This is a genomic window from Microbacterium tumbae (genome assembly GCF_054780175.1).
The window spans coordinates 20,240-44,686 of record NZ_BAAGWV010000005.1; the positions used below are offsets into that span (position 1 = coordinate 20,240).

Below are 24,447 nucleotides of genomic sequence, written 5' to 3' on the forward strand. Positions count from 1 at the left end.
CTCGGGGACACTGAGGAGCATGAGGATCACTCCGCTCCGTCTCGTCCCGTCCGTCGCCGCGATCGCCGTGCTCGCGCTCACCGCCGTGGGCTGCGCGACCACGCCCTCGTCATCGACGCCGAGCAGCAGCGCGGACGCGACGCCCTCCACCGCGCCCGAAGACGGCGGCACCGAGGGCTTCGAGGCCGCCTGGCTCGACGAAGGCCGCCTGTTCGCGGTGATCAGCTGGGGGTCCTCCAGCTGCGTCCCGGCCGTCGATACGGTCGAGGCGGACGGGCAGCAGGTCGCGGTGTCGCTCGTGCAGACCGAAGCGGCCGACGCGGTCTGCACCGCGGACCTCGCCCCGCGCGCCAGTGTGGGGACGCTGCCGGAGGGCGTCGATCCGACGAAGGACGTCGAGCTCATCATCTCCTTCGACGGCATCACCGAGGATGCCGATCTCGACGGCGACCCGGCACTCACCGGCGTCCCCGGCTCCCCGACCCTCTATGAGCCCAGCGCCGGCTGGTTCGACGACGGCGGCCTCGTGCTGCTGACCTGGGGCTCCTCGTCCTGCCCGCCGGTGATCGATTCCGTCGAGGGCAGCGGCACGGCGGGCACCGTCGCGTTCGTCACGGACGACACCCGGGTCTGCACCATGGACATGGCCCCGAGGACGACGATCCTCTCCTTCGGGGACGACGAGATCGACGATGACGGCTTCCAGCTCACCCTCGTCGGCGGAGGCCTCGACGGGGCGGTGGCCGTTCGCGGCTGAGCGCCTCGCCTCCCGGGTCCGGGACGCCGTCCCGGCGGTCGGGCTCCTCGTGCGACTGCTTCGGCGAAGAGCGGTTCCTCGTGCTGCCGCTTCCCGCCGGGGGGAGGCGGCTCATTGGGGAACCTCCTCGGGGATGCTTCGCGGGATGCGGCTGCGCGGGGAACCTCCTCGGGGATGCTTCGCGGGATGCGGCTGCGCGGGGAACCTCCTCGGGGATGCTTCGCGGGATGCGGCTGCGCGGGGAAACTCCGCGAGGGGCGAGTGGTCAGAGCGCGTCCACCGCGACGCCGTGGGGGATGGCGAGCAGCAGCGCGTCCGGCGCGACGCGGCAGACGATCCGCACGGCGACGCCGAACTCGTCGCCGTCCAGCTCGATCGGCGTCGGCTCCGTCGCGGCGGCCTCGGCGGCGGTGCCCTGCAGGTAGCGCACCGAGGCGTTCTTGCCCTTGCGCTCCAGCACGAGGCGTCCGATGCGCGATCGGCGCAGGACCGAGTTGTCCCACCAGATCTTCCGCCACACCCCGAACCATCCCAGGGGCCCTGCCGGCTGGATGACGGCGACGTCCAGCACGCCGTCCGTGATGGAGGCGGTCGGGACGAGCGAGATCCCGGCAGGCAGCATCCCGCAGTTGGCGAAGAGGACGCTGTGCGCCTTCGTGGAGTGCAGGCGCGAGTCGTCGACCTGGTAGACGATCCGGAACGGCCTGGCCGCGACGAGCGAGCGCGCCGCGCCGTCGACGTAGGCCACCCAGCCGACGGACCTCTTCAGATCGGGGCGGGTGTTGGCGATCATGTCGGCGTCGAGTCCCATGCCGGCCAGCACGACGAAGGCGTGCTCCTCCTGCGTGCCGTCCTCGCGAGTCAGGCGGGCCCAGCCCACGTCGATCGGCTGGACTCTGCCCTCGAGAGCGGCGCGGACGATGGCAGCCGCGTCCGACAGCGGCAGCCCGAGGTTCCGCGCCAGCAGATTGCCGGTCCCGCTCGGGACGATCCCCAGCGGGATGCCGGTGCCCGCCATCGCCTCGGCGACCGCGCGGACCGTGCCATCGCCGCCGGCGACGAGGACTGCGGTCGCACCGCGCTCGAGCGCCGCGCGGGCGCCGCCCTGCCCGGCATCCTCGACGCTCGTCGGATGGAAGGACGGCGTCGGCCACCCGGCATCCTTCGACAGGGACCGCACGGTCGCACGCAACCGCTTCTCGTCGACCTTGATCGGGTTGTAGACGAGCGCGAGATGCCGCTGATCGGAGTGGCGCGTCGTCATGGCCATACTCTACGACCTGCGCGCCGCGGCGCCGGTCTCACCGGGCAGGTGCCCCCTCCGGCCGCCTGCATGGTGGGGAAGCGGCCGGAAGAGACCCCTCCCGGGTGGGGAGGCGGCCGGAGGGGACACCTGCCGGGTGGGGAGGCGGAACGGTGCGCGTCGAGGCGGAGGCCGCGAGGGCGGGCGGCATCGCGGCCTAGACTTGAGCAATGATCGACCTCGCTCTTCTCCGCGACAACCCCGACCTCGTCCGCCGCTCGCAGACCGCCCGCGGCAACGATGCGTCCACCGTCGATGCGGCGATCGTGGCCGATCGATCGCGCCGTGCGGCTCTGACGGCGTTCGAGGAGCTGCGCGCCGAGCAGAACGCCTTCGGCAAGCGGGTCGCCCAGGCGCCCAAGGAGGAGAAGGCCGGGCTCGTCGCCCAGGTCAAGGATCTCGCCGAGCGCGTCAAGCAGGCTCAGCAGGCCGCCGCCGAGGCCGCCGAAACGGCGGCATCCGCTCTCGCCCGCATCGAGAACGTCGTCATCGACGGCGTTCCGGCGGGCGGAGAGGAGGACTTCGTCGAGCTGCGCCGGGTCGGAGAGATCCCGACCTTCGACTTCACGCCGCGCGACCACCTCGAGATCGGCGAAGCCCTCGGCGCCATCGACATGGAGCGCGGCGTCAAGGTGTCCGGCTCGCGCTTCTACTTCCTGCGCGGCGTCGGAGCCCGGCTGGAGATCGCCCTGATGAACATGGCGCTCGACAAGGCGCTGCAGAACGGGTTCGTGCCCCTGATCACGCCGACCCTCGTCCGACCCGAGATCATGCAGGGCACCGGCTTCCTCGGCGAGCACGCCGACGAGGTCTACCACCTCGACAAGGACGACGACCTGTATCTCGTCGGCACGAGCGAGGTCGCGCTCGCCGGCTATCACAAGGATGAGATCGTCGACCTGACTGAGGGCGCCCTGCGCTACGCCGGCTGGTCGACCTGCTACCGCCGGGAGGCGGGCTCCTACGGCAAGGACACCCGCGGCATCATCCGCGTCCACCAGTTCAACAAGCTCGAGATGTTCGTCTACACGACGCCGGAGGACGCCGAGGCCGAGCACCTGCGTCTCGTCGCCCTCCAGGAGGAGATGCTGCAGGCCCTGGGCCTCAGCTATCGCGTCATCGACGTCGCCGCGGGCGATCTCGGATCGAGCGCCGCGCGCAAGTACGACATCGAGGCGTGGGTGCCGACGCAGGATGCGTTCCGCGAGCTGACCTCCACCTCGAACTGCACCACGTTCCAGGCGCGCCGCCTCGACGTGCGGCACCGCCCCGGAGACGACTCCGCAGGCAGGACGCAGCACGTGGCGACGCTCAACGGAACGCTCGCCACAACGCGGTGGATCGTCGCGATCCTGGAGACGCACCAGCGGGCGGACGGCTCGGTCGTGGTGCCGGAGGTGCTCAGGCCCTACCTCGGCGGCCTGGAGATCCTGGAGCCCGTGTCGTGACCGACGAGCGCACCGTCCTGACCGGCCAGGACGCATCCGCCGCCGCGCGCTGGCTCGTCGGCCTCGACGTCGACGGCACCATCCTGCTCCCGGACGAGACCCTGAGCCCCGGGGTGCCCGAGGCGGTCGCACGGCTGCGCGATGCCGGTCACGAGGTGACGATCGCGACGGGGCGCAGCTGGATGGGCACTCGGCGGTGGGTCGAGGCGCTCGGCCTGACTCCCGAGTTCGTCGTCTGCTCGAACGGCGCGGTCACGATGCGCAGAAACGGCGAGGAGTGGGAGCGCTGGAGTGTCGAGGTGTTCGACCCCCATGCCGTCCTGACGCTCCTGGGCGAGCGCCTGCCCGATGCGCGATACATGGTCGAGCTCGCCTCGGGGCAGCGGCTGTACACCGCTCAGATGGACGACTGGACCCTCGACGGAGGGCGCCAGGTCGATTTCGACGAACTGGGCGCGGAGCCGGTGTCCCGCATCGTCGTCGTCTCGCCGGGGCACGACGAGGAGGACTTCCACCGCCTGGTCGCGGACACCGGGCTCAACGAGGTCTCCTACGCGATCGGCTGGACCGCGTGGCTGGACATCGCGCCTCAGGGAGTCGACAAGGGGACAGCGCTGGAACGCGTGCGCGCCGAGCTCGGCTTCGACGGCGAGCGCGTGCTCGTGGCCGGCGACGGCCGCAACGACATCGGCATGTTCGCCTGGGCGGGCCGCATCGGCGGGCGCGCGGTGGCGATGGGCCAGGCGCCGGTCGAGGTGAAGGATGCCGCGGGGGAGATCACGGAGGACGTCGTCGTCGGCGGCCTCGCGCTGGCGCTGAACACGCTTCCAGCACCTGCCCAGGTCGGCACGGGAGAATAGAACTCGGCTAGACTCACGGCTTGTCGACGAGCGATCGTCGAGGAGGGTTGTCCGAGCGGCCGATGGAGCTGGTCTTGAAAACCAGTGGGCAGAGATGTCCCGTGGGTTCGAATCCCACACCCTCCGCATCGAAGGCGGGCCCGTGACCGCCGGCAGATCCTGAAAGGCACCGTGTGAGCGAGAAGATCGGTCGTCGTCGTACCGTCGCGCGGCACGGTCAGCTGCGCACCCCCGGTCCGGCGGGGCAGCTGCTCAAGATCGTCGGGCTCGTGCTCGCGGTCGTGCTCGTCAGCGGCATCGGCGTCGTGGGGATCGTGGGAGCGACGCTCTTCAACTCGGTCACCGCCGACGCCGTCGAGCTCGAGGGGTCGGAGACGGTGCCCCCGGACATCAGCGCCTACGAGGGTGGCTTCAACCTGCTCCTGGTGGGCGTGGACACCTGCGAGGAGAAGTACGCCCATTACTTCGGCGAGCGGTGCACCGGCAAGGACGCCGGCGGCACGCTCAACGACGTGAACCTCCTGGTGCACGTCTCGGACGAGCCCCGCCGCATCACGGCGATCAGCTTCCCCCGCGACACGATGCTGCCCATCCCCTCGTGCACCGATGAGGAGGACATCACCCACTCCGCGATGAGCAAGCAGCCGCTGAACAGCGCCTGGTCCTACGGCGGCCTGAACTGCGTCGCGCAGACGGTCACCGAGCTCACCGGCATGGACATCCAGTTCGCCGCCTCCGTCACATTCGGCGGGGTCATCGAGATCACTGACGCGATCGGCGGCGTGGACGTCTGCCTGGCCAGCGGCATCAAGGACAGGTACACCGGCCTGGACATGAAGGCCGGAACGCATACGATCTCCGGCCTCAAGGCCCTGCAGTTCCTGCGCACCCGTCACGGCGTCGGCGACGGCAGCGACCTCGGACGCATCGGCAACCAGCAGCAGTACATGTCATCGCTCGCGCGCAAGCTGATCAGCTCCGAGGTGCTCGGCGACGCGGGCACCATGCTGAAGCTCGCCAACACGGCGCTGAGCAACATCACGCCCAGCACGTCGCTGACCAACCCGCTGACGATCGCGCAGATCGCGCTCGCCGTGAAGGACGTCCCCTACGAGGACATCGTGTTCGTGCAGTACCCGACCAGCACGGATCCGGACAACGCCGCGAAGGTCGTCCCGAACCTCACGGCCGCCGAGGTGCTCATCGAGGCGATCGAGGCGAACGCCTCGCTCGAGATCACCCACCAGAACACCGGCAACGACGGGGTCGTCGTCGAGGAGGGCACGATCGAGAACCCGGCGAAGGGCTCGGAGGGCCAGGGCGACGGCGAGACGCCGAAGCCGGGCGAAAGCGCGACTCAGGCTCCGGATCCCGCCGAAACCGCTGTCGCACTGCCAGACTCGATCAAGGGCAACTCGGCCGCGCAGCAGACCTGCTCGAACGGCAACCAGGGCTGAGTCCGCCCCGATCCGGAGGGCGAGGCATGGGCATCAGGAAGCGCCGCACGGTAGCGCGCCACGGTCAGCTGCGCACTCCCGGCGCTGCCGGTCAGCTCCTCAGGCTCGTCGGCGTGACTCTCGTCGTCCTGCTCGTCAGCGGCCTCGGCGTCGTCGCGGCCGTCACCGCGACCCTTGTCACCGAGGTGACGGCGGATGCCGTCGAGCTGGAGGGCACGGAGTCGCTCCCGCCCGATATCAGCGCCTATGAGGGCGGTTTCAATCTCCTGCTTACCGGCGTGGACACCTGCGAGCCGAAGTATGCGCATCTGTTCGGCAAGCGCTGCGACGGCCCGGACGCCGAAGGTTCGCTGAACGACGTCAACATGCTCGTCCACGTCTCCGACGCGCCGCGCCGGATCACGGCGGTGAGCTTTCCGCGGGACTTGATGATCGGGATGCCGTCCTGCACGGACGAGGACGGCAACGAACGCTACGGCACGAGCAAGGGGCAGCTGAACACCGCATACGACCGGGGCGGGCTGAACTGCGTCGCCAAGACGATCTCGGAGCTGACCGGCCAGCCGATCCAGTTCGCGGCGGCGGTGACCTTCGGCGGGGTCATCGAGATCACCAACGCCATCGGGGGTGTCGAGGTGTGCCTGGCCGAGAGCATCAAGGATCGGCACACCCAACTCGATCTGGACGCGGGGCTGCATACGCTCGCCGGGGAAGACGCATTGAAGTTCCTGCGCACCCGGCACGGTCTGGTGGGGGAGAGCGATCTCGCCCGCATCGGGAACCAGCAGGTCTACCTGAACGCCCTGGTGCGCAAGCTCAGGGCGGATGAGACGCTCGGCGACGTCGGCACCGTGCTGAAGCTCGCGAACGTCGGCCTCAGCAACCTCACCGCCAGCACCTCGCTCGCGAATCCGCTGATGATCGCGCAGATCGCCCTGGCGGTGAAGGATGTGCCCTTCGAGGACATCGTGTTCCTCAGGTACCCGGTCGCGACGGATCCCGCCGACGCCAACCGGGTGGTGCCGATCAGCGGGGCGGCCGACGAGCTCTTCGCGGCGATCAACTCGAATCGGCCGCTGCAGATCACCCACGAGGAGACGAGGTACGACGGCGTCGTCGTGGAGGACGAGGGTGCCGAGACGCCCTCCCCCCAGCCGACCGGCACGGCGACTCCGGCGCCCACCGAGACGGCCGTGGAGCTGCCCTCCTCGGTCTCCGGGACGACCGCGGCGCAGAAGACCTGCTCCCACGGGAACGGCCGGTAGCGACAGGCCCGTTCGCGGCGCAGGCGATCGACGTGCGATAGTCGGCAGGTGCAGCCTTCTCGACCCCCTCTGCCCGATCTCGCCCTGGCCCTGGAGTTCCTCGCTGCCGATGCGCGTGAAGGACGGCTCTCGCACTGGGGCGCGTCCACCGTCGTCGACGAGAACACCGGCGAGCCGGTCATCGGCGAGATCCTGTTCGACCGGCTCCACCGAGCCGCAGGCGTCCGAGCCCGGTTCCCGGTCGGCAACGCGGGTGTGATCCATGTGTACGGCTACTGGTTCTCCACGGTGCTCACCCCGTACGGGTACAAGCGTGCGCGCTGGGCGGACGGTGAGCTCGCCCTCGCGCTGGGGCAGCGAGCCGATGCCTTCCACCTCTTCGGGGACGAGAGCTCCACTCCTCTGCAGCGCGTCACCACGGCGGCGCTGCCCCTGCTCGAGCATCCTCCGGCATCCGTGCGCGCCCAGGCGCGGATCGATCTGGACGGTCTGCAGGCCCGCGTCGTCCTGACCGGTGCGGACCCTTCGTCCGCCGCGCTCGTCTACGGCGTCGACCGCGGCGACGGCTGGCGGCTCATCACGACGTTCCCGTTCCAGGGAGACGCCGAGGATCTCATTCAGGACTTCGTCGCCGATCGTCGCTGGCGATGGAATGCCGCGGAGCAGCCGATTTCTTAACCGGACGTTCATCGAACAACGGACATTTCGACCGCGAGTGCGTCGTACTCTTGGACATATCGTCCAGGAGCAAGGAGCGCCCGTGATCCCCACCATCGTCTTCGACTTCGACGGCACGGTCGCCGTCGGCGACGGCCCTGTGCTGGCCTACGCCCGTTTCGCCGCGGAAGCCGCAGCCGATGACTATCTCGCGCGCGTCGAGACCGAGCTCGACGCATACGGGCGCGGCGCCTCCGAGTACCGCGACGGCTACGACATCGTCGGCTCGCTCGCCCGCGCCGACGGCGTGACCGCTCCGCTCCTCGACGCCGCCTACCGGCACAGTCGCGAGCGGCTGGGCACGGCGGATGCTCCGGTGCAGATGGCCTCCGGACTCGCGGAGCTCCTCGCCGAGCTCGACCCCCGGGCGCGTCTCGTCCTCGCGACCAACGCCCCGGAGACCGGGATCCGCGAGCTGCTGTCGACGTGGGGCATCGCAGAGCGATTCTCCGCCGTGCACTTCACCGTGGGGAAGCCGGCCGGTCTCGAACCGATCCTGCGCGAGGCGCTCGGCGGCGGACCCGTGCTCGCCGTCGGCGACATCTTCGACTTCGATCTCGCTCCCGCGCAGTCGCTCGGAGCGCACACCGCACTCGTCGGCGCCACCGCAGGCACCTCGGCCGCAGCTCCCACGCTGCGCGCCGACACCCTCGCGGACCTGGTCCCCGGCATCCAGCGCTGGGCGCAGGACGCGCTCAGTCTCTCCGCCCCATCCCTCAGCACCACCCGCATCGAAAGGTAACCAGCGCATGCGCACCTCCTCCATCGCCGCGGCAGGCGTCCTCGCCGCCGCTGTCCTCGCCCTCACCGGATGCGCCGGAGGCGACCCCGCCCCCGCCGACGGCAGCGGCGACACGACCTGGCCGGAGGAGATCACCATCTCCCTCGTCCCGTCGACAGAGAACGCCGATCTCGCCGAGGCGCTGACCCCGCTCACCGACTACCTCAGCGACGAACTGGGCATCGCCGTGCACGGCGTGGTCGCCGACAACTACGCCGCCACCGTCGAGGCGCTCGGCGCCGATCAGGCGCAGGTCGTCATCACCGACGCCGGCTCGCTGTACCAGGCGATCAACCAGTTCGACGCCAAGCTCATCCTGCGCGACGTCCGCTTCGGCGCCAGCTCCTACGCCGCCGTCGCGTTCACGAACAACCCCGACAAGTACTGCGAGGACGCTCCCGTCGTCGCGAACTACGTCGCGAACGACGTCGACCTGAGCTTCTGCAACGGCATCGAGGAGGAGGGCTCGGACTCCACAGGTCAAGGCCCCGCCGGACTCGACGCGCTGAAGAAGATCGACGCGGGCACCAAGGTCGCCCTCCAGGCCGCCACCTCGCCCGCCGGCTACCAGTACCCGATCGTCGCGATGCGCGACGCCGGCATCGACACCGACGCGGACATCGTGCAGGTCCCCGTCGAGGGCAACAACAACGCTGTCCTCGCGGTCTACAACGGGGACGCGGAGGTCGGCTTCGGATTCTGGGACGCGCGTTCGAGCGTGCTGGCCGAGGCTCCCGACGTCGCGGACAAGGTCGTGGCCTTCGCCTACACGGACATGATCCCCAACGGCGGTGTCGCGGTCAGCAGCACGCTGCCGGACGACCTGGTCGCGAAGCTCACCGAGCTCCTCGACGACTACGTCGACTCCTCCGACGAGGCGAAGCAGGTCATGACCGACCTCGTGAGCCTCACCGACTGGACCGCCGAGACGAACCAGGACGAGATCGACCGCTACGGCGAGATCCTGGCCCAGTTCGCCAACTGACACACCGAGCGAAGGAGCGAACGCATGGACACGTCCTGGCAGGTGGAACTGGATGACGTCTCGGTCACCTATCCGAACGGCACCCGTGCCCTCGACAGCGTGTCCCTGCGGATCGAACCGGGGGAGATGGTCTCCGTGGTCGGGCTGTCCGGCTCGGGGAAGTCCACGCTCATCCGCACGATCAACGGCCTCGTACGGGCCACCGGCGGCATGGTCACCGTCGGCCCGTACGAGGTCACGTCCCTCCGCGGACGGAGCCTGCGCGAGCTGCGCGGGCACGTGGGGATGATCTTCCAGGGCTTCAACCTCGCCGAGCGGACCGATGTCTACCGCAACGTGCTCGTCGGGAGGTTCGCCCATTCGCCGGCCTGGCGCAATCTGCTCGGCCTGCCCTCTGCGGCCGACCGGGAGCTCGCGATCGCCGCGCTCGACTCGGTAGGGATGCTCGAGAAGGTCTGGGCGCGCGGCGGTGCGCTCTCGGGCGGGCAGAAGCAGCGCGTCGCCATCGCCAGGGCGCTCACCCAGGAGCCCAGCGTCATGCTCGCGGACGAGCCCGTGGCGTCGCTCGATCCGCCGACGGCGCATGCGGTGATGAACGACCTGCGGCGCATCAACGCCGAGCGCGGCCTGACCGTCATGGTCAACATCCATCTCATGGACCTCGCGCGTGAGTACACGACGCGGATGATCGGCCTCCGTGCCGGTGAGATCGTGTACGACGGCCCGGCGGGCGACGCCACGGACGCCGACTTCGAGCAGATCTACGGGCGTCCGATCCAGGTCCGCGACCGCTTGGGCGACGTCGGATGAGCGCGGTGCCCGCCGCCGATCGCCGCGCCCTCCCTCCGAAGCCGCGGAGGATCGGCCGCACCGTCGCGATCGTCGCCGTCCTCGTCGCGCTCACGGTCGCCACGTGCATCCCCGCCATCGGCGGCGTCGAGATCGACCTCGCCTCGATCGTGAAGAACTGGTCGAACGGCGCGAACAAGCTCGGACAGATGCTGCAGCCGAACTTCGCCTTCCTGCCCCGTACGGTCCTGCCGATGCTCGAGACGCTGCAGATGGCGCTGGTGGGCGCGGTGGTCTCGGCGCTCCTCTCGGTGCCTCTGACGCTGTGGGCGGCGAAGCCGACCAATGCCAACCCGGTCAGCCGCGGCGTCGTGCGCACCCTGGTGAACATCGTCCGCTCGGTGCCCGACCTCGTATACGCCTCCGTTCTGGTGGCGATGGTCGGCGTCGGCGTCCTGCCGGGACTGGTCACGCTCGTCCTCTTCGACCTGGGCATCGTCGTGAAGCTCGTCTCCGAGGCGATCGACTCCGCCGATCACGGCTACATGGAGGCGGGCAAGGCCGCCGGCGGCACGCCGTTCCAGATCAACCGCGTCACCGCGCTCCCGCAGACCATGCCGCTCTTCGCGAACCAATGGTTGTACACGCTCGAGCTCAACGTCCGCGTCTCGGCGATCCTCGGCTTCGTCGGGGCGGGCGGGATCGGGCGGCTCCTCGATGAGAGGCGGGGCTTCTACGCCTACGGAGACGTCTCGGTCATCATCCTCGAGATCCTCGTCGTCGTGGTGCTCATCGAGCTGCTCTCGAACGCCCTGCGCAGGAGGCTGACGTGATCGCATCCGCCCTGCCCCCGCGGCCGTCGCGCCTGTGGCCGACCGTCTTCGCCCTCATCGCGGGCGTCGTCGTCCTCGTCGCGGCCGGCGGGCTTCCGATCGCCTGGTCCGACGTGCCCGCCATCCCCGGCAACGTCGCGAAGTACCTCGGTCTGATGTTCGGCCCGCCGAGCTGGGACAAGCTCCCGCGGGCCCTCCTGGAGATGTGGCGCTCGATCTCGATGGCATGGCTCGGCGCGATCCTCTGCGTCCTCGTCGCCGTCCCGCTGGGCATCCTCGCCGCGCGGGGCGTCGGTCCGGCCTGGCTGCGGACGATCCTCCGAGCGGTCTTCGCCGTCATCAGGGCCGTGCCGGAGGTCATCATCGCTCTCATCCTGCTCACCGTGACCGGCCTCACCCCCTTCACCGGGATGCTCGCCCTCGGCATCGCGGGCATCGGCACCCAGGGGAAGTGGGTGTACGAGGCCGTCGAGTCCGCGCAGGAGGGGGCCTCGGAGGCCGTGCGGGCCGCGGGAGGGTCGACGGCGGAGGTGACCCGCTGGGCGCTCTGGCCCGCGGTCGCCCCGACTCTGATGTCCTTCGCGCTCTACCGCTTCGAGATCAACATCCGCACCTCGGCCGTGCTCGGGATGGTCGGCGCCGGGGGCATCGGCAGTATGCTCTCCAACTACACCCAGTTCCGTGAATGGGACACCGTGGGCATGCTGCTCATCGTCGTGGTGGTCGCGACCATGATCATCGACGCGATCTCGGGTGCGGTTCGCCGTCGGATCATGGAAGGAGCCCGCCCCCGTGAGCTGGCAAGGATCCCCTGACGCTCCACCTCTCGCGCGCATCGCCGCGCTGATGCCATCGTTGCAGCCGGGGGAGCGCCGGGTCGTCGAGGCGATCCTCGCCGATCGCAGCACGGCCGTCGAACGTACGGCGCAGGAGCTCGCCGACGCCGTCGGCGTCGGCCGGACGACCGTCATCAGGGCGGCCAGGTCGCTCGGCTACGAGGGGTATCCGCAGCTGCGCGTCGCGCTCGCCCAGGAGGTCGCGCTCGAGTCGACCGCGACGATGGACACCGACGGGACGCTCGTCGGCGCCGTGCGCGCGGGCGTGAACCGCTTCGCCGCGAAGCTGGGCAACACGGTGTCGGCCCTCACCGAGGAGGACCTGCGGGAGTTCATCCACCTGCTCGACACCTCGCACCGGGTCCTCGTGCTCGCCAACGGCCTCTCGGGCTCGCTCGGGGCCGATCTGGTGCTGCGTCTGAACTCGGCCGGCCGGCCGGCCGAGATCCTGCCCGATGCGCTGTCCCAGCAGATCTCCGCCCGACAGCTGGGCGCCGGGTCGCTCTGCGTCGTGATCTCGGGCTCGGGCGCGAATCGCTCGACGCTCGACGGGATGCGGGCCGCGAAGGCGGGAGGGGCCAAGCTCGTCGCGCTGACCTCGTTCGCCCGCTCGAGGGTGGCGGATGCGGCGGACGTCGCCCTCGTCGTCCCGCCGGTCAACGAGAGCTTCCAGGACGAGCTGATCCACACCTCCAGGGCGGCGATGATGCTGCTCATCGAGCAGCTGGTCGATCTGTTCATCGCCCACCGGGGCGAGCGCGGGCGCGAGGCGCAGGCCGCCTCGCTCTCGGTCCTGGGCGGCGGAATCCTGGAATAGCGGCGGTCACGGAGCGGTCTGAGCGGTCTTGAGGATCGTTCAGCGCGGGTCGGCGTCGTGCGATCAGCGCGGTTCGTACCGCACGGGTTCGTGCGTCCGCGAGACGAGGGCGCGCAGCGCCTCCAGTGTGGCGGGCGCGGCGCCGAGCGCGCGAGCCTGGACGAGCACGTTCCCGAGCGCGGTCGCCTCCACCGGTCCTGCGAGCACGGGCAGTCTGGTACGATCCGCGGTCGCCTGGCACAGCAGGCGGTTCAGCGAGCCGCCGCCGACGAGGTGGATGCTGTCGAGCGTGCGTCCCGAGAGCGCGGCCGCGGTACGGACGGCATCCGCGAAGGCCGCGGCGATCGACTCCACGATCGCGCGCGCGAAGGCCGCCCGGCCCTCCGGCACCTGCGCTCCCGAGGCGGAGATCACCGCGGCGATGCGCTCCGGCATCCCGCCAGGCGCGCTCAGCGAGGGGTCGTTCGCGTCGAACAGCGGGGCATCGCCCTCGACGGCCGCGGCATCGGCCAGCAGCTCTGGCAGGTCGATCGCCGCACCGTCCTCGGCCTCCCACGCGCGCACCGTCTCGCTGAGAAGCCAGAGCCCCGTGACGTTGTGGAGGAATCGGTAGCGCCCGTCGACGCCGAGCTCGTGCGTGAAGTTCGCCTCCCTGGCGGCGTCCGTGAGGACGGGCTCCGTCAGCTCGACGCCGACCAGGCCCCAGGTTCCGCAGGAGATGTAGGCGGAGTCCGGAGTCGACAGCGGCACGGCGACGACGGCGGAAGCCGTGTCGTGCGAGCCGACGGCGATCACCGGGAGCTCTTTGCCGATGCGTTCGGCCCGTTCCGGTCGGAGCGTCCCGATCACCGTGCCGGGGTCCACGAGCGAAGGCAGGATGCCGGACGGGATGCCGAGCCGATCGGCGAGCTCGACATCCCATCCGGACGTGCGCACCGACAGCAGCCCGGTCGTCGAGGCGTTCGTCCGCTCGGCCACGGCCTCGCCGGTGAGGAGGAAGGCGATGAGATCAGGGATCAGGAGGGCGGTGTCGGCCTCGGCGGCGCGTGCGTCGACGCGGTACTGGTACAGCGTGTTGAACGGCAGGAACTGCAGCCCGTTGCGGGTGTACAGCTCGGCGAACGGCGCGATCGCGTGCACCTCCGCGACGCCGCGCTCGCTGCGCTCGTCCCGGTAGTGGAACGGCTCGGCGAGAAGGGCGCCATCCTTCAGCAGGCCGTAGTCCACCGCCCAGGAGTCGATGCCGATGCTCTCGATGGCCGGTTCGCGGCGGACGGCCTCGGCGAGGCCTTCGACGATGTGCGCGAAGAGCGCGTCGAAGTCCCAGTGCAGGCCGTCCTCGCGTTCGACCGGTCCGTTCGGGAACCGCGAGACGAGCTCGAGGTCGACCGTGTCCGGCCCGATCCGCCCGATCACGACTCGCCCGCTGGTGGCTCCGAGGTCGACCGCCGCGACGGCTCTGACGCTCATCGCCTCTCTCCTATCGTCGAGACCGCGACACCACGCCGAGTAGTGGGCGTATCGCCCACTACTCGGCGTGGTGTCGCAGATTCGCGGGTCATCGCAGGAACGCGGCGGCCACGCCGGAATCGACAGGGATGTGCAGGCCGGTGGTGCGGCTGAGCTCGGGGCCGGTGAGCACGTACACGGCATCCGCGACGTTCTCCGGCACGACCTCGCGCTTGAGGATCGTGCGGTTGGCGTAGAACTGGCCGAGGTCCTCCTCCTTCACGCCATAGGTGGCGGCGCGGTTCGCGCCCCAGCCGGAGGCGAAGATGCCAGAGCCCCGCACGACGCCGTCGGGGTTGATGCCGTTCACGCGAACGCCGTGCTCGCCGAGCTCGACGGCGAGCAGCCGCACCTGGTGCGCCTGGTCGGCCTTCGTCGCGGAGTAGGCGATGTTGTTCGGGCCGGCGAAGACGGAGTTCTTCGAGGAGATGTAGATGATGTCGCCGCCGAGCTTCTGCTCGATGAGCACCTTCGCCGCCGCCTTCGAGACGAGGAACGATCCCTTCGCCATGACGTCGTGCTGCAGGTCCCAGTCCTTCTCGGTCGTCTCCAGCAGCGGCCGCGACAGCGACAGCCCCGCGTTGTTGACGACGAGGTCGACGCCGCCGAAGGCGAGCACCGCCTCGTTCAGGGCCGCCTGGACGGCATCCGCGTCCGCGACGTTCGCCGCGACGCCGATCGCGACGTCGGCGTTGCCGAGCTCGGCCGCAGCCGCCCGCGCCTTCTCCAGATCCAGGTCGGCCACAACGACGCAGGCGCCCTCGGCCGCCAGTCGGGTGGCGATGGCCTTGCCGATGCCGCTGGCGGCGCCGGTGACGAAGGCGATGCGCCCCTGGTGCGACTTCGGCTTCGGCATGCGCTGGAGCTTCGCCTCCTCGAGCGCCCAGTACTCGATGCGGAACTTCTCGGCATCCGAGATGGGGGAGTAGATCGAGAGCGCCTCCGCCCCCCGCATCACGTTGATCGCGTTCACGTAGAACTCGCCGGCCACGCGCGCGGTCTGCTTGTTCGCCCCGTAGGAGAACATCCCGACGCCCGGGATGAGGACGATGAGGGGATCGGCGCCGCGGATCGCCGGGCTCTCGCTCGTCGCGTGCGCGTCGTAGTAGGCCTGGTAGTCGGCGCGGTACTCCTCGTGCAGCTCGTGCAGGCGGGCGATCTGCTCTTCGACGGATGCCGTCGCCGGCAGGTCGAGGAGGAGCGGCTTCACCTTGGTGCGCAGGAAGTGGTCGGGGCAGCTCGTGCCGAGCGCGGCGACCTCCGGAGCCTTCTCCGAGGCGAGGAAGTCCAGGACGACGTCCGCATCGGTGAAGTGGCCGACCTGCGGCCTGTCGTGCGAGGCGATGCCGCGGATCGTCGGAGCGAGGGCGGCGGCGCGCTCGCGGCGCTCCGTCTCGCCGAGGGCCTCGAATCCGCCGCGGACGCCGCCGAAGGGCTGCGCCGCGCCGTGCGCGGAGATGTACGCGGCCGCGGTGTCGATGATCCACAGCGAGTTCTGCTCGACCTCCTCGGAGGTGTCGCCCCAGGCGGTGATGCCGTGCCCGCCGAGGATGCATCCGATCGCGGCCGGGTTCGCCTTCTTGATCGCGGCGATGTCCAGGCCCAGCTGGAAGCCGGGACGGCGCCAGGGCATCCAGACGACCTTGTCGCCGAAGATCTTCGCGGTCAGCTCCTCGCCGTCGGCCGCGGTCGCGATCGCGATGCCGGAGTCGGGATGCAGGTGATCGACGTGGGCGGCGTCCACGAGACCGTGCATGGCCGTGTCGATCGAGGGGGCCGCCCCGCCCTTGCCGTGCAGGCAGTAGTCGAACGCCGCGACCATCTCGTCCTCCCGGTCGAGACCGGGGTACACGTCCACGAGCGCACGGAAGCGGTCGAGACGCAGGACGGCCAGCCCCTGCTCCTTCAACGTGCCGAGGTCGCCGCCCGAGCCCTTGACCCAGAGAAGCTCGACCGGCTGGCCCGTCACAGGGTCGATCTCGGTGCCCTTGGCGGAGGTGTTCCCGCCGGCGTAGTTCGTGTTCTTCGGGTCCGCGCCCAAGCGGTTCGACCGCTCGATGAGGGCTGCGGCGGTGGGGTTGGTCATGAAGTCTCCCGGACGAGGCGATGCACAGTCGGCGTGCATTCGCGATGTTGTTTTATGTGAAAGATAACATGAACCAACCTCTGAGAGAAGCGATCAGAGGATGTCGGCGGCATCCCGGAACGCGGCCAGCCGCTCGTCGCCGGGATCGAGCTCCGTGATGAGGACCGAGATCTCCTCGCGTTCGAGCGCGCGGGCGACCGAACGGCGTTCGAGCTTGCTGGAGTCGACGCAGACCACCGCGGTCCCGGCGTTCGCGGCCATGGTCTGCTTCAGCTCTGCCTCGTCCACGGAGACCTCCGATGTGCCGTCGACGCTGTCGAGCGCATCCGCCGAGGAGAAGAAGATGTCGAAGTAGACCGCGCGCATGCTCCGGCGCGCGATCGGGCCGACGAGGCTGCCGGTGGTCGGTTCGGCGACGCCGCCGGAGATCACCGCCGTCACGCCGTCGAGCGGATGCAGGAGCTGGAAGGACTCGAAGGAGTTCGTGTACACGGTGAGCCCGGCCCGCGGTCCGATCATCGAGGCCAGCACGCTGACCGTCGTCGAGGCGTCGAGCGCGATGCTGCCGTGGTCGGGGACGAGGCGCAGCGCCTTCTCGGCGATCGTCCGCTTCGCGCTCGCCCGGATGGCCTGGCGGGCGTCGAACGGGCGGGCCCTCGGGGCCGCGGTCGCCCCGCCGCGGACGCGACGCACCCTGCCCTCGGCCTCCAGTTCGAGAAGGTCGCGCCGGATCGTCATCGACGACACCGAGAAGAGCTCGGCGGCCGCGTCGATCATCACGCCCTGCGGTCCGTTCGCGAGCTCGACGAGCTCGTCGCGTCGTCGTCGCGCCTCGAGATTCCCGGAAAGAGCCATGGGAGGAATCTATCCCGTGCGCGTCGCGCCGGGAGGGGATCGCTCGCGGCCCTCGACATAGTTCGCTCATATGAGCGCACTATGTTTTGAAGTGAGCGCGGGGGCTAAGCTCGCCTCATGTCTGGAAACACCCTTGAACCCCTCCTGGGCCGGGTCGCCGTCGTCACCGGCGGTGCACGAGGCCTCGGTTACGCCATGGCCCGATCGCTCGCCGACGCCGGAGCCGACGTCGCGCTCCTCGACCGGCTCGACACCGTCGAGGACGCCGCAGGGCAGCTGCAGGACGCATCGGGGCGCCGCTGCGTCGGCGTCGGCGTCGACGTCACCGACGAGGCCTCCGTCGCCGCCGCCTTCGACGCCGTCGCCGAACGCCTCTCCGTCGCGGACGTGCTCGTCAACAGCGCGGGCATCACCTCGGGCACCCCGCTGGTGGACACGCCGCTGGAGAGCTGGCGGCGGGTGCTGGACGTGAACGTCACCGGCACCTTCGTCACCAGCAGCGAGTTCGCCCGGCGGCACATCGACGCCGCACGGGGCAATCCGGCGAGCGTGGTCAACGTGTCGTCGATGTCGGCCTTCGCGGTGAACATCCCGCAGACCCAGGCGGCGTACAACACCTCCAAGGCCGCGGTGTCGATGTTCACGAAGAGCGCGGCGATCGAGTGGCTGCCCCACGGCATCCGCGTCAACGCGATCGCCCCCGGATACTTCGCCAGCGACATGACCAGGGACTTCGTGGCGGAGAACCCCGAGATGGCGGACGAATGGGTGCGTCGTGTTCCCGCGGGACGCATGGGCGAGCCCGAGGAGCTGGGCGATCTCCTCGTCTATCTCGCGAGCGAGCGGTCCGGCTACGTGATCGGTCAGAGCATCCTGATCGACGGGGGATACACCAGCGTGTGAGCGCCCCGCGGACCTAGGCTGAGAGGCATGCCCGTACTGCCCGCCGGCTCGGCGACCTTCCGAGCCGCCGCCGTCGACCTCGGTGGGTCGAGCGGCCGCGTGGTGAGCGCGACGGTCGACAACGGACGGATGCGGATCGACGGGGTGCGCCGATTCCGCAACCGCGCGTTCACCGACGAGCTCGGACTGCGATGGGATGCGCAGCGGCTGTACCGCGACGCTGTCGCGGGGCTGAGATCGCTGCGTGCGGACGGCCCCGCGTTCGCCAGCGTCGGCGTCGATGCATGGTCGGGCGACTACGGCCTGCTCGCCTACGACGGCCTCATCGACGCCCCGTTCCATCAGCGCGACCCGCGCACCGATCGCAGCTTCCCCCTCGTCGACGCCGTCCTCCCCGCCGACGAGGCCTTCCGGGAGACCGGTGTCACGGCCCTTCCCATCATGACGGTCTACCAGCTCATGGCCGACAAGGCGGCCGGCCGGCTGGACGCCGCTCGCCGGATGCTTCTGATGCCGGATCTCCTCGCGCACTGGCTCGGCGCCGAGGAGGCCGCGGAGGCGACGAACGTCTCCAGCACCGGACTGGCGCTGCCCTACGGGCGCGGGTGGGATCGGCGCAGGATCGACGCGCTCGGCCTGCCGTCGCGGGTCTTCCCCGAGACCGTCGATCCGGGGACGGTCACGGGTCGGGTGACGGACGGCATCCTGGCGCGCGGAGACGCCACCGACATCACCGTCGTCGCCTCCCACGACACCGCCAGCGCCGTCGTCGCCGTTCCCGCCCGCGACGAGAATTTCGCCTTCGTCTCCTGCGGCACCTGGCTCCTCACCGGGGTCGAGGTGGATCGGATCATCACGAGCGATCGAGCGAGGGCGGCCGGCTTCACGAACGAGCTCGGCCTCGACGGCACCGTGCGATTCCTCCGGATCGCCGCGGGGCTGTGGATCGTGAACGAGTGCATGCGCGAATGGGGCCTCGACGGCTGGGGAGCCCGCAGCACCGCGGCCCGCCTCGAGCTCCTGGAGCGCGCGGAGGCGGCGCCGGCATCCGACGTCATCGTCGACACCGGCGACCCCCGTCTGATGCGCCCCGGCCAGATGACCGTGCGCATCGCCCAGCTCGTCGCCGAGGCCGGAGGGCGGATGCCGGCGGATCGGGCCGCGATCGTCCGGCTGGTGCTCGAGAGCCTCGGCGCCTTCGTCGCGCGTCAGATCGAGGAGGCCGCGGTCCTCTCCGGCGTCGATGTGCGGGTGGTCCACCTCGTCGGGGGCGGCTCCGAGTCGCCGATCCTCGCGCAGGCCGTCGCCGACCGCTCCGGACGTCGCGTGCAGGCCGGGCCTTCGGAGGCGACCTCGATGGGCAACGTCCTCGTGCAGGCCCGCGCGCACGGCGCGGCGCGCGGCGGTCTCGGCGATCTGCGCCGCATCGTGCGCGCGTCGACGGAGCTGCGCCGGTACGAGCCCGCTCGGCGCTGACCGCCCGGTCCCCGATGCCTCCGGTCAGGCGGCGGTCTCGAGCAGGCGACGGGCGAGGGCGGCGTCGGTCACCAGGGAGTCGACGAGTCCTGAGCGCAGCGCGGCGGCGACCGCGCCCGTCTTCGACGGCCCGCCGGCGACCGCGATGACCTCGGGGATCCGGCGCAGCTGCTCCGTGGACACGGCGAGGGAGCGTTCGGCGACGGACCCGACCGAGACCCCGTTCTCATCGATGAGCGTCGCGCAGATCTCCGCCTTGACGCCGGCGGCCAGCAGCTCGTCGAGCACGCCGGCGCGTCCCGCGTTGTCGTAGAGCTGCGAGTCGGGCGGGCTCCATGAGCCGATCGCGACCACGGCCTTGGTGACGGAGTCGAACCGGCGGAAGGTCTCCATGATCCCCGGCTCGCGCCGCAGCGCCGATGCCGTCGCGGCGGTCTCGACGAGCAGCGGTGCGAAGATCGCGCGGGAGCGGCCTCCGGAGATCCTGCTCACCTGCCTGATGACCTCGACGCCGTTCTCCGGGGTGGGGGCGGCGACGCCGGCGAGCTGCACGACCTCGCACGTGGCCAGGGTGCGCAGATGCCCCGCCATCATGGTCAGCGTCCGTCCTGCGGTCAGGCCGAGGACGTCGCCCTCCGTGACGATCTCGCTGAGCAGGTCTGCGGCCGCACGTCCCAGGCGATCCTGGATGAGGTCGGGGGTCGTGCCCGGCGTGATCACCGCGAGAGCGCGCGTGAGACCGAAGCGGGCGCGCAGCTGCATCGACAGATCGAGGTCGAGGGAGTCCGGCGCTTCGATCGTGATCTTCACCAGTCCCTGATCGCGCGCCTCCTCCAGCATCCTGGCGATCTTGAACCGGGACAGGCCGAGCTCGTCGGCGATCTCGACCTTGGTCAGGCCGTCCAGGTAGTGACGGCGCGCCACATGCGAGATCCGCACCAGTTCATCGGGGCCCATGTCGCCTCTTCGTCTCGCGTCCGTCAGTCGACCCAGCATATCCCGAGATCGACCTCACCGCTCATATGAGCGGTAGGTTGTCTCATTCGTCGAGCATGGCCTAATGTCGGTCGAGCAATCACGACTGCACCCCGGAGGAGCCCGATGAAGCGCACTGAACTGCCGACGACCATGCGTGCGAGCGTGCTGGTGCGTGCCGGCGAGCTCACGGTGGAGACCCGTCCCGTGCCCGAGCCGCTCCCCGATCAGGTGATCGTCCAGGTGACCGCGGTCGGCATCTGCGGATCCGATGTCCACTACTTCCACGAGGGCCGCATCGGCGACTTCGTCGTGGAGTCGCCCCTCGTGCTCGGCCACGAGTCCGGCGGCGTGATCGTCGCGGTCGGGACGGACGTCGACTCCTCGCGCCTGGGCGAGCGCGTCTCCATCGAGCCGCAGCGCCCGTGCCGCGTCTGCGAGTTCTGCCGCAGCGGCAGGTACAACCTCTGCCCGCGCATCGAGTTCTACGCCACGCCGCCGATCGATGGGGCCTTCGCGGAGTACGTCGCGATCCAGCACGACTTCGCCTACACGGTGCCCTCATCCGTCAGCGACGACGCGGCGGCCCTCATGGAGCCGCTCTCCGTGGCGATCGCCGCGATCCAGAAGGCCCGCGTGCGACCGGGCAGCAGAGTGCTCATCGCCGGAGCCGGGCCCATCGGCATCGTCACGGCGCAGACCGCGCGCGCGTTCGGCGCGACGGAGATCGTGATCAGCGATCCGATGGCCGAGCGCCGCGAGGTCGCGCTCCGGTTCGGCGCGACGGACGCGGTCGACCCGGCCGCCGGCCCGCTCGGCTCCGGATACGACGCCTTCGTCGACGCCTCCGGATCGCCGGTGGCCGTGAAGCAGGGCATCTCGGCGCTGAAGGCCGGGGGCGTCGCCGTCCTGGTCGGGATGGGGGCCGACGAGATCGCGCTGCCGGTGTCGACGATCCAGAATCGCGAACTGGTCATCACGGGGATCTTCCGCTACGCGAACACCTGGCCGACCGCGATCGAGCTGGTCGCCTCAGGCGCGGTCGATCTCGATGCGCTGGTCACCGGCTCCTTCGGTCTCGGAGAGGTGCGGGAAGCGCTCGACGCCGCGTCGCATCCGTCGACGCTGAAGAGCATCGTGCGCCCCGACCGCGAGTTCGGGAGGGAATCGTGACAGACCTCGGGCGGACGGGGAGCATCGCCCTCGACGAGCAGCCGAACATGCTGGCGTGCATCGACATCCGCAAGGCGTTCGGAGGGGTGCCGGTCCTCAAGGGAGTGGGGCTCCGTCTCGAACCGGGCACTGTGACGGCGCTGGCCGGGGAGAACGGCGCGGGCAAGTCGACGCTGATGAAGATCGTCTCCGGTCAGATGAAGGCGGATGGCGGGCGCGTGCTCGTGCGCGGCGAGGAGCTCGCCGCGGGGTCCGCGCGCGACGCGCACCAGCGCGGCATCGCCATCGTCCCCCAGGAGCTCGCCTCGATCCTCGACACGACGGTGTACGAGAACATCTTCGTCGGACGCGAGCTGCGCGGCCGCCTCGGCCTCGCCGATCGCCGGCGCATGGCCAGGGAGGCCAGGCGGATGCTCGCCGAGTTCGGCGTCGACATCGACCCGGCCGCCCGCATGGGATCCCTGCCGGTGGGGCTGCGCCAGATCGTCGAGATCGTCAAGGCGACGAGCACCGGCGCCCGCGTGCTGCTCCTGGACGAGCCCACCAGCGCGATCGCCGACCGCGAGGTCGCCCGGCTCATCGCGAGCATGCGGATGCTCCGCGACCGCGGTGTCGCGATCCTGTTCACGACGCACAAGATGGAGGAGATCCGCGCGGTCGCCGACCGCGTCGTCGTGCTCCGCGACGGCGGCCTCGTCGCGGACGAGCCCCTCTCCGAGCTCAGCGACGACGACATCGTGACCGCGATGATCGGCCGCGAGCTCGAGGACCTCTTCCCCGACCTGCCTCCCGCGGCCGCGGAGGTCGCCCTCTCGGTGCGCGGACTCGCGTACGCGCCCGCTCCGCAGCCGGTCGACCTGCAGGTGCGCAGGGGGGAGATCGTCGGCCTCGCGGGTCTCGTCGGCGCCGGGCGCACCGAGCTCATCGAGGCGCTGTTCGGCGTCCGGGCCTCCACCGCGGGCGAGATCAGCGTCGGCGGGCGCCGTGTCCGTCGCGGACGCCCCGCCGACGCGATCACCGCGGGCATGGCGCTCGTGCCCGAGGACCGCAAGGGAGCGGGCGCCGTGCTCAGCATGGACATCCTCGCCAATGCGACCCTGCCGCGGATGAGCGCCTTCTCGCTCGCCGGATGGCTCAGAGGCCGGAGCCGCGTGGACGCCGTCTCCGCCGTCATGGGCTCCGTGCGGCTGCGCAGCCGCGGGCTCGGACAGCTCATGGAGACCCTCTCCGGCGGCAACCAGCAGAAGGTCGTGCTCGCTCGATGGCTCACCGGCGAGGTGAAGGTCCTGCTCCTCGACGAGCCGACGCGCGGCGTCGACATCGGAGCGCGCAGCGAGATCTACCGGATCATCACCGATCTGGCCGCATCCGGCATGGCGGTGGTCATGGCCTCCAGCGACATGCCGGAGATCCTCGCCCTGTCGCACAGGGCGCTCGTGCTCAAGGACGGCGGGATCGTCGCCGAGCTCGATCGCGCCGCGCTCGGGCAGCCCGACGTGCAGGACCGCATCTTCCGGCTCGCGAGCGGCCTCGACACCTCCGGCGCGCCCTCGGCCGCCTCTTCCGCAAAGGACGACCAATGACCGACACCCGCCCCGCCCCGCAGACCTTCGCGCCGGAGTCCGGCGTGAAGCGCTTCAGCCCGACCTGGTTCGGCGACCTCGTGATCCGCTACGCGATGGTGATCGTGATGGTGCTCATCATCGCGTTCTTCCTCTACCGCAGCGCGCGGTTCGGCACGGTCGACAACCTGCAGACCATCCTCGTCGCCGCGGCGCCGTTCGCGCTCATCGCGCTGGGGCAGACGCTGGTGATCCTCACGGGCGGCATCGACCTCTCCGTCGGAAGCGTCATCGCCGCCGCGGCCGTGTTCGGCAGCCTCACCGCCAAGGCGTTCCCCGATCAGATCTGGCTCGCGATCGTCGCGGGCATCGCGGTCGGGTTCGTCGCCGGGGCCATCAACGGGTTCGTCGTGTCGGTGATCAAGGTGCCGCCCTTCATCGCGACGCTCGGGATGCTGACGCTCGCGTCCGGCGTCGCCTACGTCGCGGGCGACGGCGCCCCCATCACCGGGCTGCCCGCGGACTTCTCGAGCATCGCGAACGCCCAGTTCGGCGGACTCACCCTCCCGGTCATCCTCATGATCGTCGGGATCCTCGGGCTCGCGATCGTGATGCGCCGGACCACCTGGGGCATGCGCGTCTACGCGATCGGCGGCAACCCGGTCGCCGCGGGCATCGCAGGGATCAACGTCGGCAGGACGATCTTCAGCGTGTACGCCATCTCCGGCATGCTCGCGGGGATATCCGGGGTCATGCTCGCGAGCCGCGTGACGCTCGGCGCCCCGAACCTCGGGGTCGGATACGAGCTCGACGCCATCGCGGCCGTCGTGATCGGCGGCGCGAGCCTGCTCGGCGGCCGCGGCTCGATCTGGGGAACGGCCCTCGGGCTCCTCCTCATCCAGACGCTGAACAACGGCCTCGACATCCTGACCGTCCCCGCCTACTGGCAGAAGGTCATCAAGGGCGTGCTCATCGTCGCGGCCGTCGCCGTCGATGTCTGGGCCACCCGGCGCCGAAGCCGATAGCCCCATCGCCCCCGCTTCTTCCGAACCACAGCTCC

22 protein-coding genes and 1 tRNA gene are annotated in these 24,447 nt (G+C 70.4%); 18 read left to right on the forward strand and 5 right to left on the reverse strand.

Features of this window, described 5'->3' with window-relative positions:
- Positions 1-19 precede the first annotated feature (19 nt).
- The gene (locus ACYVGQ_RS17755; protein WP_460786014.1) at positions 20-757 is read left to right on the forward strand and encodes a hypothetical protein; all 738 of its coding nucleotides are present in this window, start codon (positions 20-22) and stop codon (positions 755-757) included.
- A 265-nt stretch (positions 758-1,022) separates the two neighbouring features.
- Here ACYVGQ_RS17755 and ACYVGQ_RS17760 read toward each other — a convergent pair whose 3' ends face one another.
- Positions 1,023-2,021, reverse strand: a complete 999-nt coding sequence (locus ACYVGQ_RS17760) for a diacylglycerol/lipid kinase family protein (RefSeq protein ID WP_460786015.1) — start codon at positions 2,019-2,021, stop codon at positions 1,023-1,025.
- A 209-nt stretch (positions 2,022-2,230) separates the two neighbouring features.
- On the opposite strand from ACYVGQ_RS17760, the gene serS reads away from it, so the two are divergent.
- From serS to ACYVGQ_RS17820, 12 genes are all read left to right on the forward strand, one after another.
- Positions 2,231-3,508 carry a serine--tRNA ligase gene (gene serS, locus ACYVGQ_RS17765; protein WP_460786016.1) on the forward strand — a complete coding sequence of 426 codons (1,278 nt, stop codon included), beginning with the start codon at positions 2,231-2,233 and terminating at the stop codon, positions 3,506-3,508.
- Positions 3,505-4,368 carry an HAD family hydrolase gene (locus tag ACYVGQ_RS17770; RefSeq protein WP_460786017.1) on the forward strand — a complete coding sequence of 288 codons (864 nt, stop codon included), beginning with the start codon at positions 3,505-3,507 and terminating at the stop codon, positions 4,366-4,368. The genes serS and ACYVGQ_RS17770 overlap by 4 nt, the downstream gene beginning before the upstream one ends.
- A gap of 41 nt (positions 4,369-4,409) precedes the next feature.
- Positions 4,410-4,494 (forward strand) — tRNA-Ser (locus ACYVGQ_RS17775).
- A gap of 47 nt (positions 4,495-4,541) precedes the next feature.
- The gene (locus tag ACYVGQ_RS17780; RefSeq protein WP_460786018.1) at positions 4,542-5,825 is read left to right on the forward strand and encodes an LCP family protein; all 1,284 of its coding nucleotides are present in this window, start codon (positions 4,542-4,544) and stop codon (positions 5,823-5,825) included.
- Positions 5,826-5,851: 26 nt separating this feature from the next.
- Positions 5,852-7,090 (forward strand): LCP family protein, encoded by a 1,239-nt coding sequence (locus ACYVGQ_RS17785; RefSeq protein ID WP_460786019.1) that lies wholly within the window; start codon positions 5,852-5,854, stop codon positions 7,088-7,090.
- 48 nt (positions 7,091-7,138) lie between these two features.
- Positions 7,139-7,768, forward strand: a complete 630-nt coding sequence (locus ACYVGQ_RS17790) for an amino acid deaminase (protein WP_460786020.1) — start codon at positions 7,139-7,141, stop codon at positions 7,766-7,768.
- 82 nt (positions 7,769-7,850) lie between these two features.
- A complete protein-coding gene (locus ACYVGQ_RS17795) occupies positions 7,851-8,549 on the forward strand; it encodes an HAD family hydrolase (RefSeq protein WP_460786021.1) in 699 nt (232 codons plus the stop codon).
- Between the two features lie 7 nt (positions 8,550-8,556).
- Entirely contained in the window at positions 8,557-9,573 is a 1,017-nt protein-coding gene (gene phnD, locus ACYVGQ_RS17800; RefSeq protein ID WP_460786022.1) for a phosphate/phosphite/phosphonate ABC transporter substrate-binding protein, read from the forward strand.
- A 24-nt stretch (positions 9,574-9,597) separates the two neighbouring features.
- The gene (phnC, locus tag ACYVGQ_RS17805; RefSeq protein WP_460786023.1) at positions 9,598-10,383 is read left to right on the forward strand and encodes a phosphonate ABC transporter ATP-binding protein; all 786 of its coding nucleotides are present in this window, start codon (positions 9,598-9,600) and stop codon (positions 10,381-10,383) included.
- On the forward strand, positions 10,380-11,195 hold the full coding sequence (gene phnE / locus ACYVGQ_RS17810) for a phosphonate ABC transporter, permease protein PhnE (protein WP_460786024.1): 816 nt from the start codon (positions 10,380-10,382) through the stop codon (positions 11,193-11,195). Before phnC ends, phnE (ACYVGQ_RS17810) begins: the two co-directional genes overlap by 4 nt.
- Positions 11,192-12,010: a phosphonate ABC transporter, permease protein PhnE gene (gene phnE, locus ACYVGQ_RS17815; protein WP_460786025.1), complete on the forward strand. Its 819-nt coding sequence runs from the start codon at positions 11,192-11,194 to the stop codon at positions 12,008-12,010. Before phnE (ACYVGQ_RS17810) ends, phnE (ACYVGQ_RS17815) begins: the two co-directional genes overlap by 4 nt.
- Complete coding sequence (locus ACYVGQ_RS17820; protein ID WP_460786026.1) at positions 11,988-12,848, forward strand: MurR/RpiR family transcriptional regulator; 861 nt, start codon at positions 11,988-11,990, stop codon at positions 12,846-12,848. Before phnE (ACYVGQ_RS17815) ends, ACYVGQ_RS17820 begins: the two co-directional genes overlap by 23 nt.
- A 63-nt stretch (positions 12,849-12,911) precedes the next feature.
- Here ACYVGQ_RS17820 and ACYVGQ_RS17825 read toward each other — a convergent pair whose 3' ends face one another.
- The 3 genes from ACYVGQ_RS17825 to ACYVGQ_RS17835 all read right to left on the reverse strand — a co-directional run bounded on the left by ACYVGQ_RS17825 (position 12,912) and on the right by ACYVGQ_RS17835 (position 17,298).
- A complete protein-coding gene (locus tag ACYVGQ_RS17825; RefSeq protein WP_460786027.1) occupies positions 12,912-14,318 on the reverse strand; it encodes a rhamnulokinase in 1,407 nt (468 codons plus the stop codon).
- Between the two features lie 88 nt (positions 14,319-14,406).
- Positions 14,407-16,443, reverse strand: coding sequence for a bifunctional aldolase/short-chain dehydrogenase (locus ACYVGQ_RS17830; protein ID WP_460786028.1), 2,037 nt, complete (start codon positions 16,441-16,443; stop codon positions 14,407-14,409).
- Positions 16,444-16,536: 93 nt separating this feature from the next.
- Entirely contained in the window at positions 16,537-17,298 is a 762-nt protein-coding gene (locus ACYVGQ_RS17835; RefSeq protein WP_460786029.1) for a DeoR/GlpR family DNA-binding transcription regulator, read from the reverse strand.
- 117 nt (positions 17,299-17,415) lie between these two features.
- Between ACYVGQ_RS17835 and ACYVGQ_RS17840 the strand changes: the two genes are divergently transcribed.
- Together ACYVGQ_RS17840 and ACYVGQ_RS17845 are read left to right on the forward strand one after the other, a co-directional pair.
- Positions 17,416-18,201, forward strand: coding sequence for an SDR family NAD(P)-dependent oxidoreductase (locus ACYVGQ_RS17840; RefSeq protein ID WP_460786030.1), 786 nt, complete (start codon positions 17,416-17,418; stop codon positions 18,199-18,201).
- Between the two features lie 27 nt (positions 18,202-18,228).
- The gene (locus tag ACYVGQ_RS17845; protein ID WP_460786031.1) at positions 18,229-19,677 is read left to right on the forward strand and encodes a rhamnulokinase; all 1,449 of its coding nucleotides are present in this window, start codon (positions 18,229-18,231) and stop codon (positions 19,675-19,677) included.
- 24 nt (positions 19,678-19,701) lie between these two features.
- Here ACYVGQ_RS17845 and ACYVGQ_RS17850 read toward each other — a convergent pair whose 3' ends face one another.
- Positions 19,702-20,634: a sugar-binding transcriptional regulator gene (locus ACYVGQ_RS17850; RefSeq protein WP_460786032.1), complete on the reverse strand. Its 933-nt coding sequence runs from the start codon at positions 20,632-20,634 to the stop codon at positions 19,702-19,704.
- A gap of 144 nt (positions 20,635-20,778) precedes the next feature.
- Between ACYVGQ_RS17850 and ACYVGQ_RS17855 the strand changes: the two genes are divergently transcribed.
- Genes ACYVGQ_RS17855 through ACYVGQ_RS17865 form a run of 3 tightly spaced genes read left to right on the forward strand, consistent with a single transcriptional unit; the run spans position 20,779 to position 24,412 of the window.
- On the forward strand, positions 20,779-21,825 hold the full coding sequence (locus tag ACYVGQ_RS17855) for an NAD(P)-dependent alcohol dehydrogenase (RefSeq protein ID WP_460786033.1): 1,047 nt from the start codon (positions 20,779-20,781) through the stop codon (positions 21,823-21,825).
- The gene (locus ACYVGQ_RS17860; protein ID WP_460786034.1) at positions 21,822-23,408 is read left to right on the forward strand and encodes a sugar ABC transporter ATP-binding protein; all 1,587 of its coding nucleotides are present in this window, start codon (positions 21,822-21,824) and stop codon (positions 23,406-23,408) included. Before ACYVGQ_RS17855 ends, ACYVGQ_RS17860 begins: the two co-directional genes overlap by 4 nt.
- Positions 23,405-24,412 carry an ABC transporter permease gene (locus ACYVGQ_RS17865; RefSeq protein ID WP_460786035.1) on the forward strand — a complete coding sequence of 336 codons (1,008 nt, stop codon included), beginning with the start codon at positions 23,405-23,407 and terminating at the stop codon, positions 24,410-24,412. The genes ACYVGQ_RS17860 and ACYVGQ_RS17865 overlap by 4 nt, the downstream gene beginning before the upstream one ends.
- Positions 24,413-24,447 lie beyond the last annotated feature (35 nt).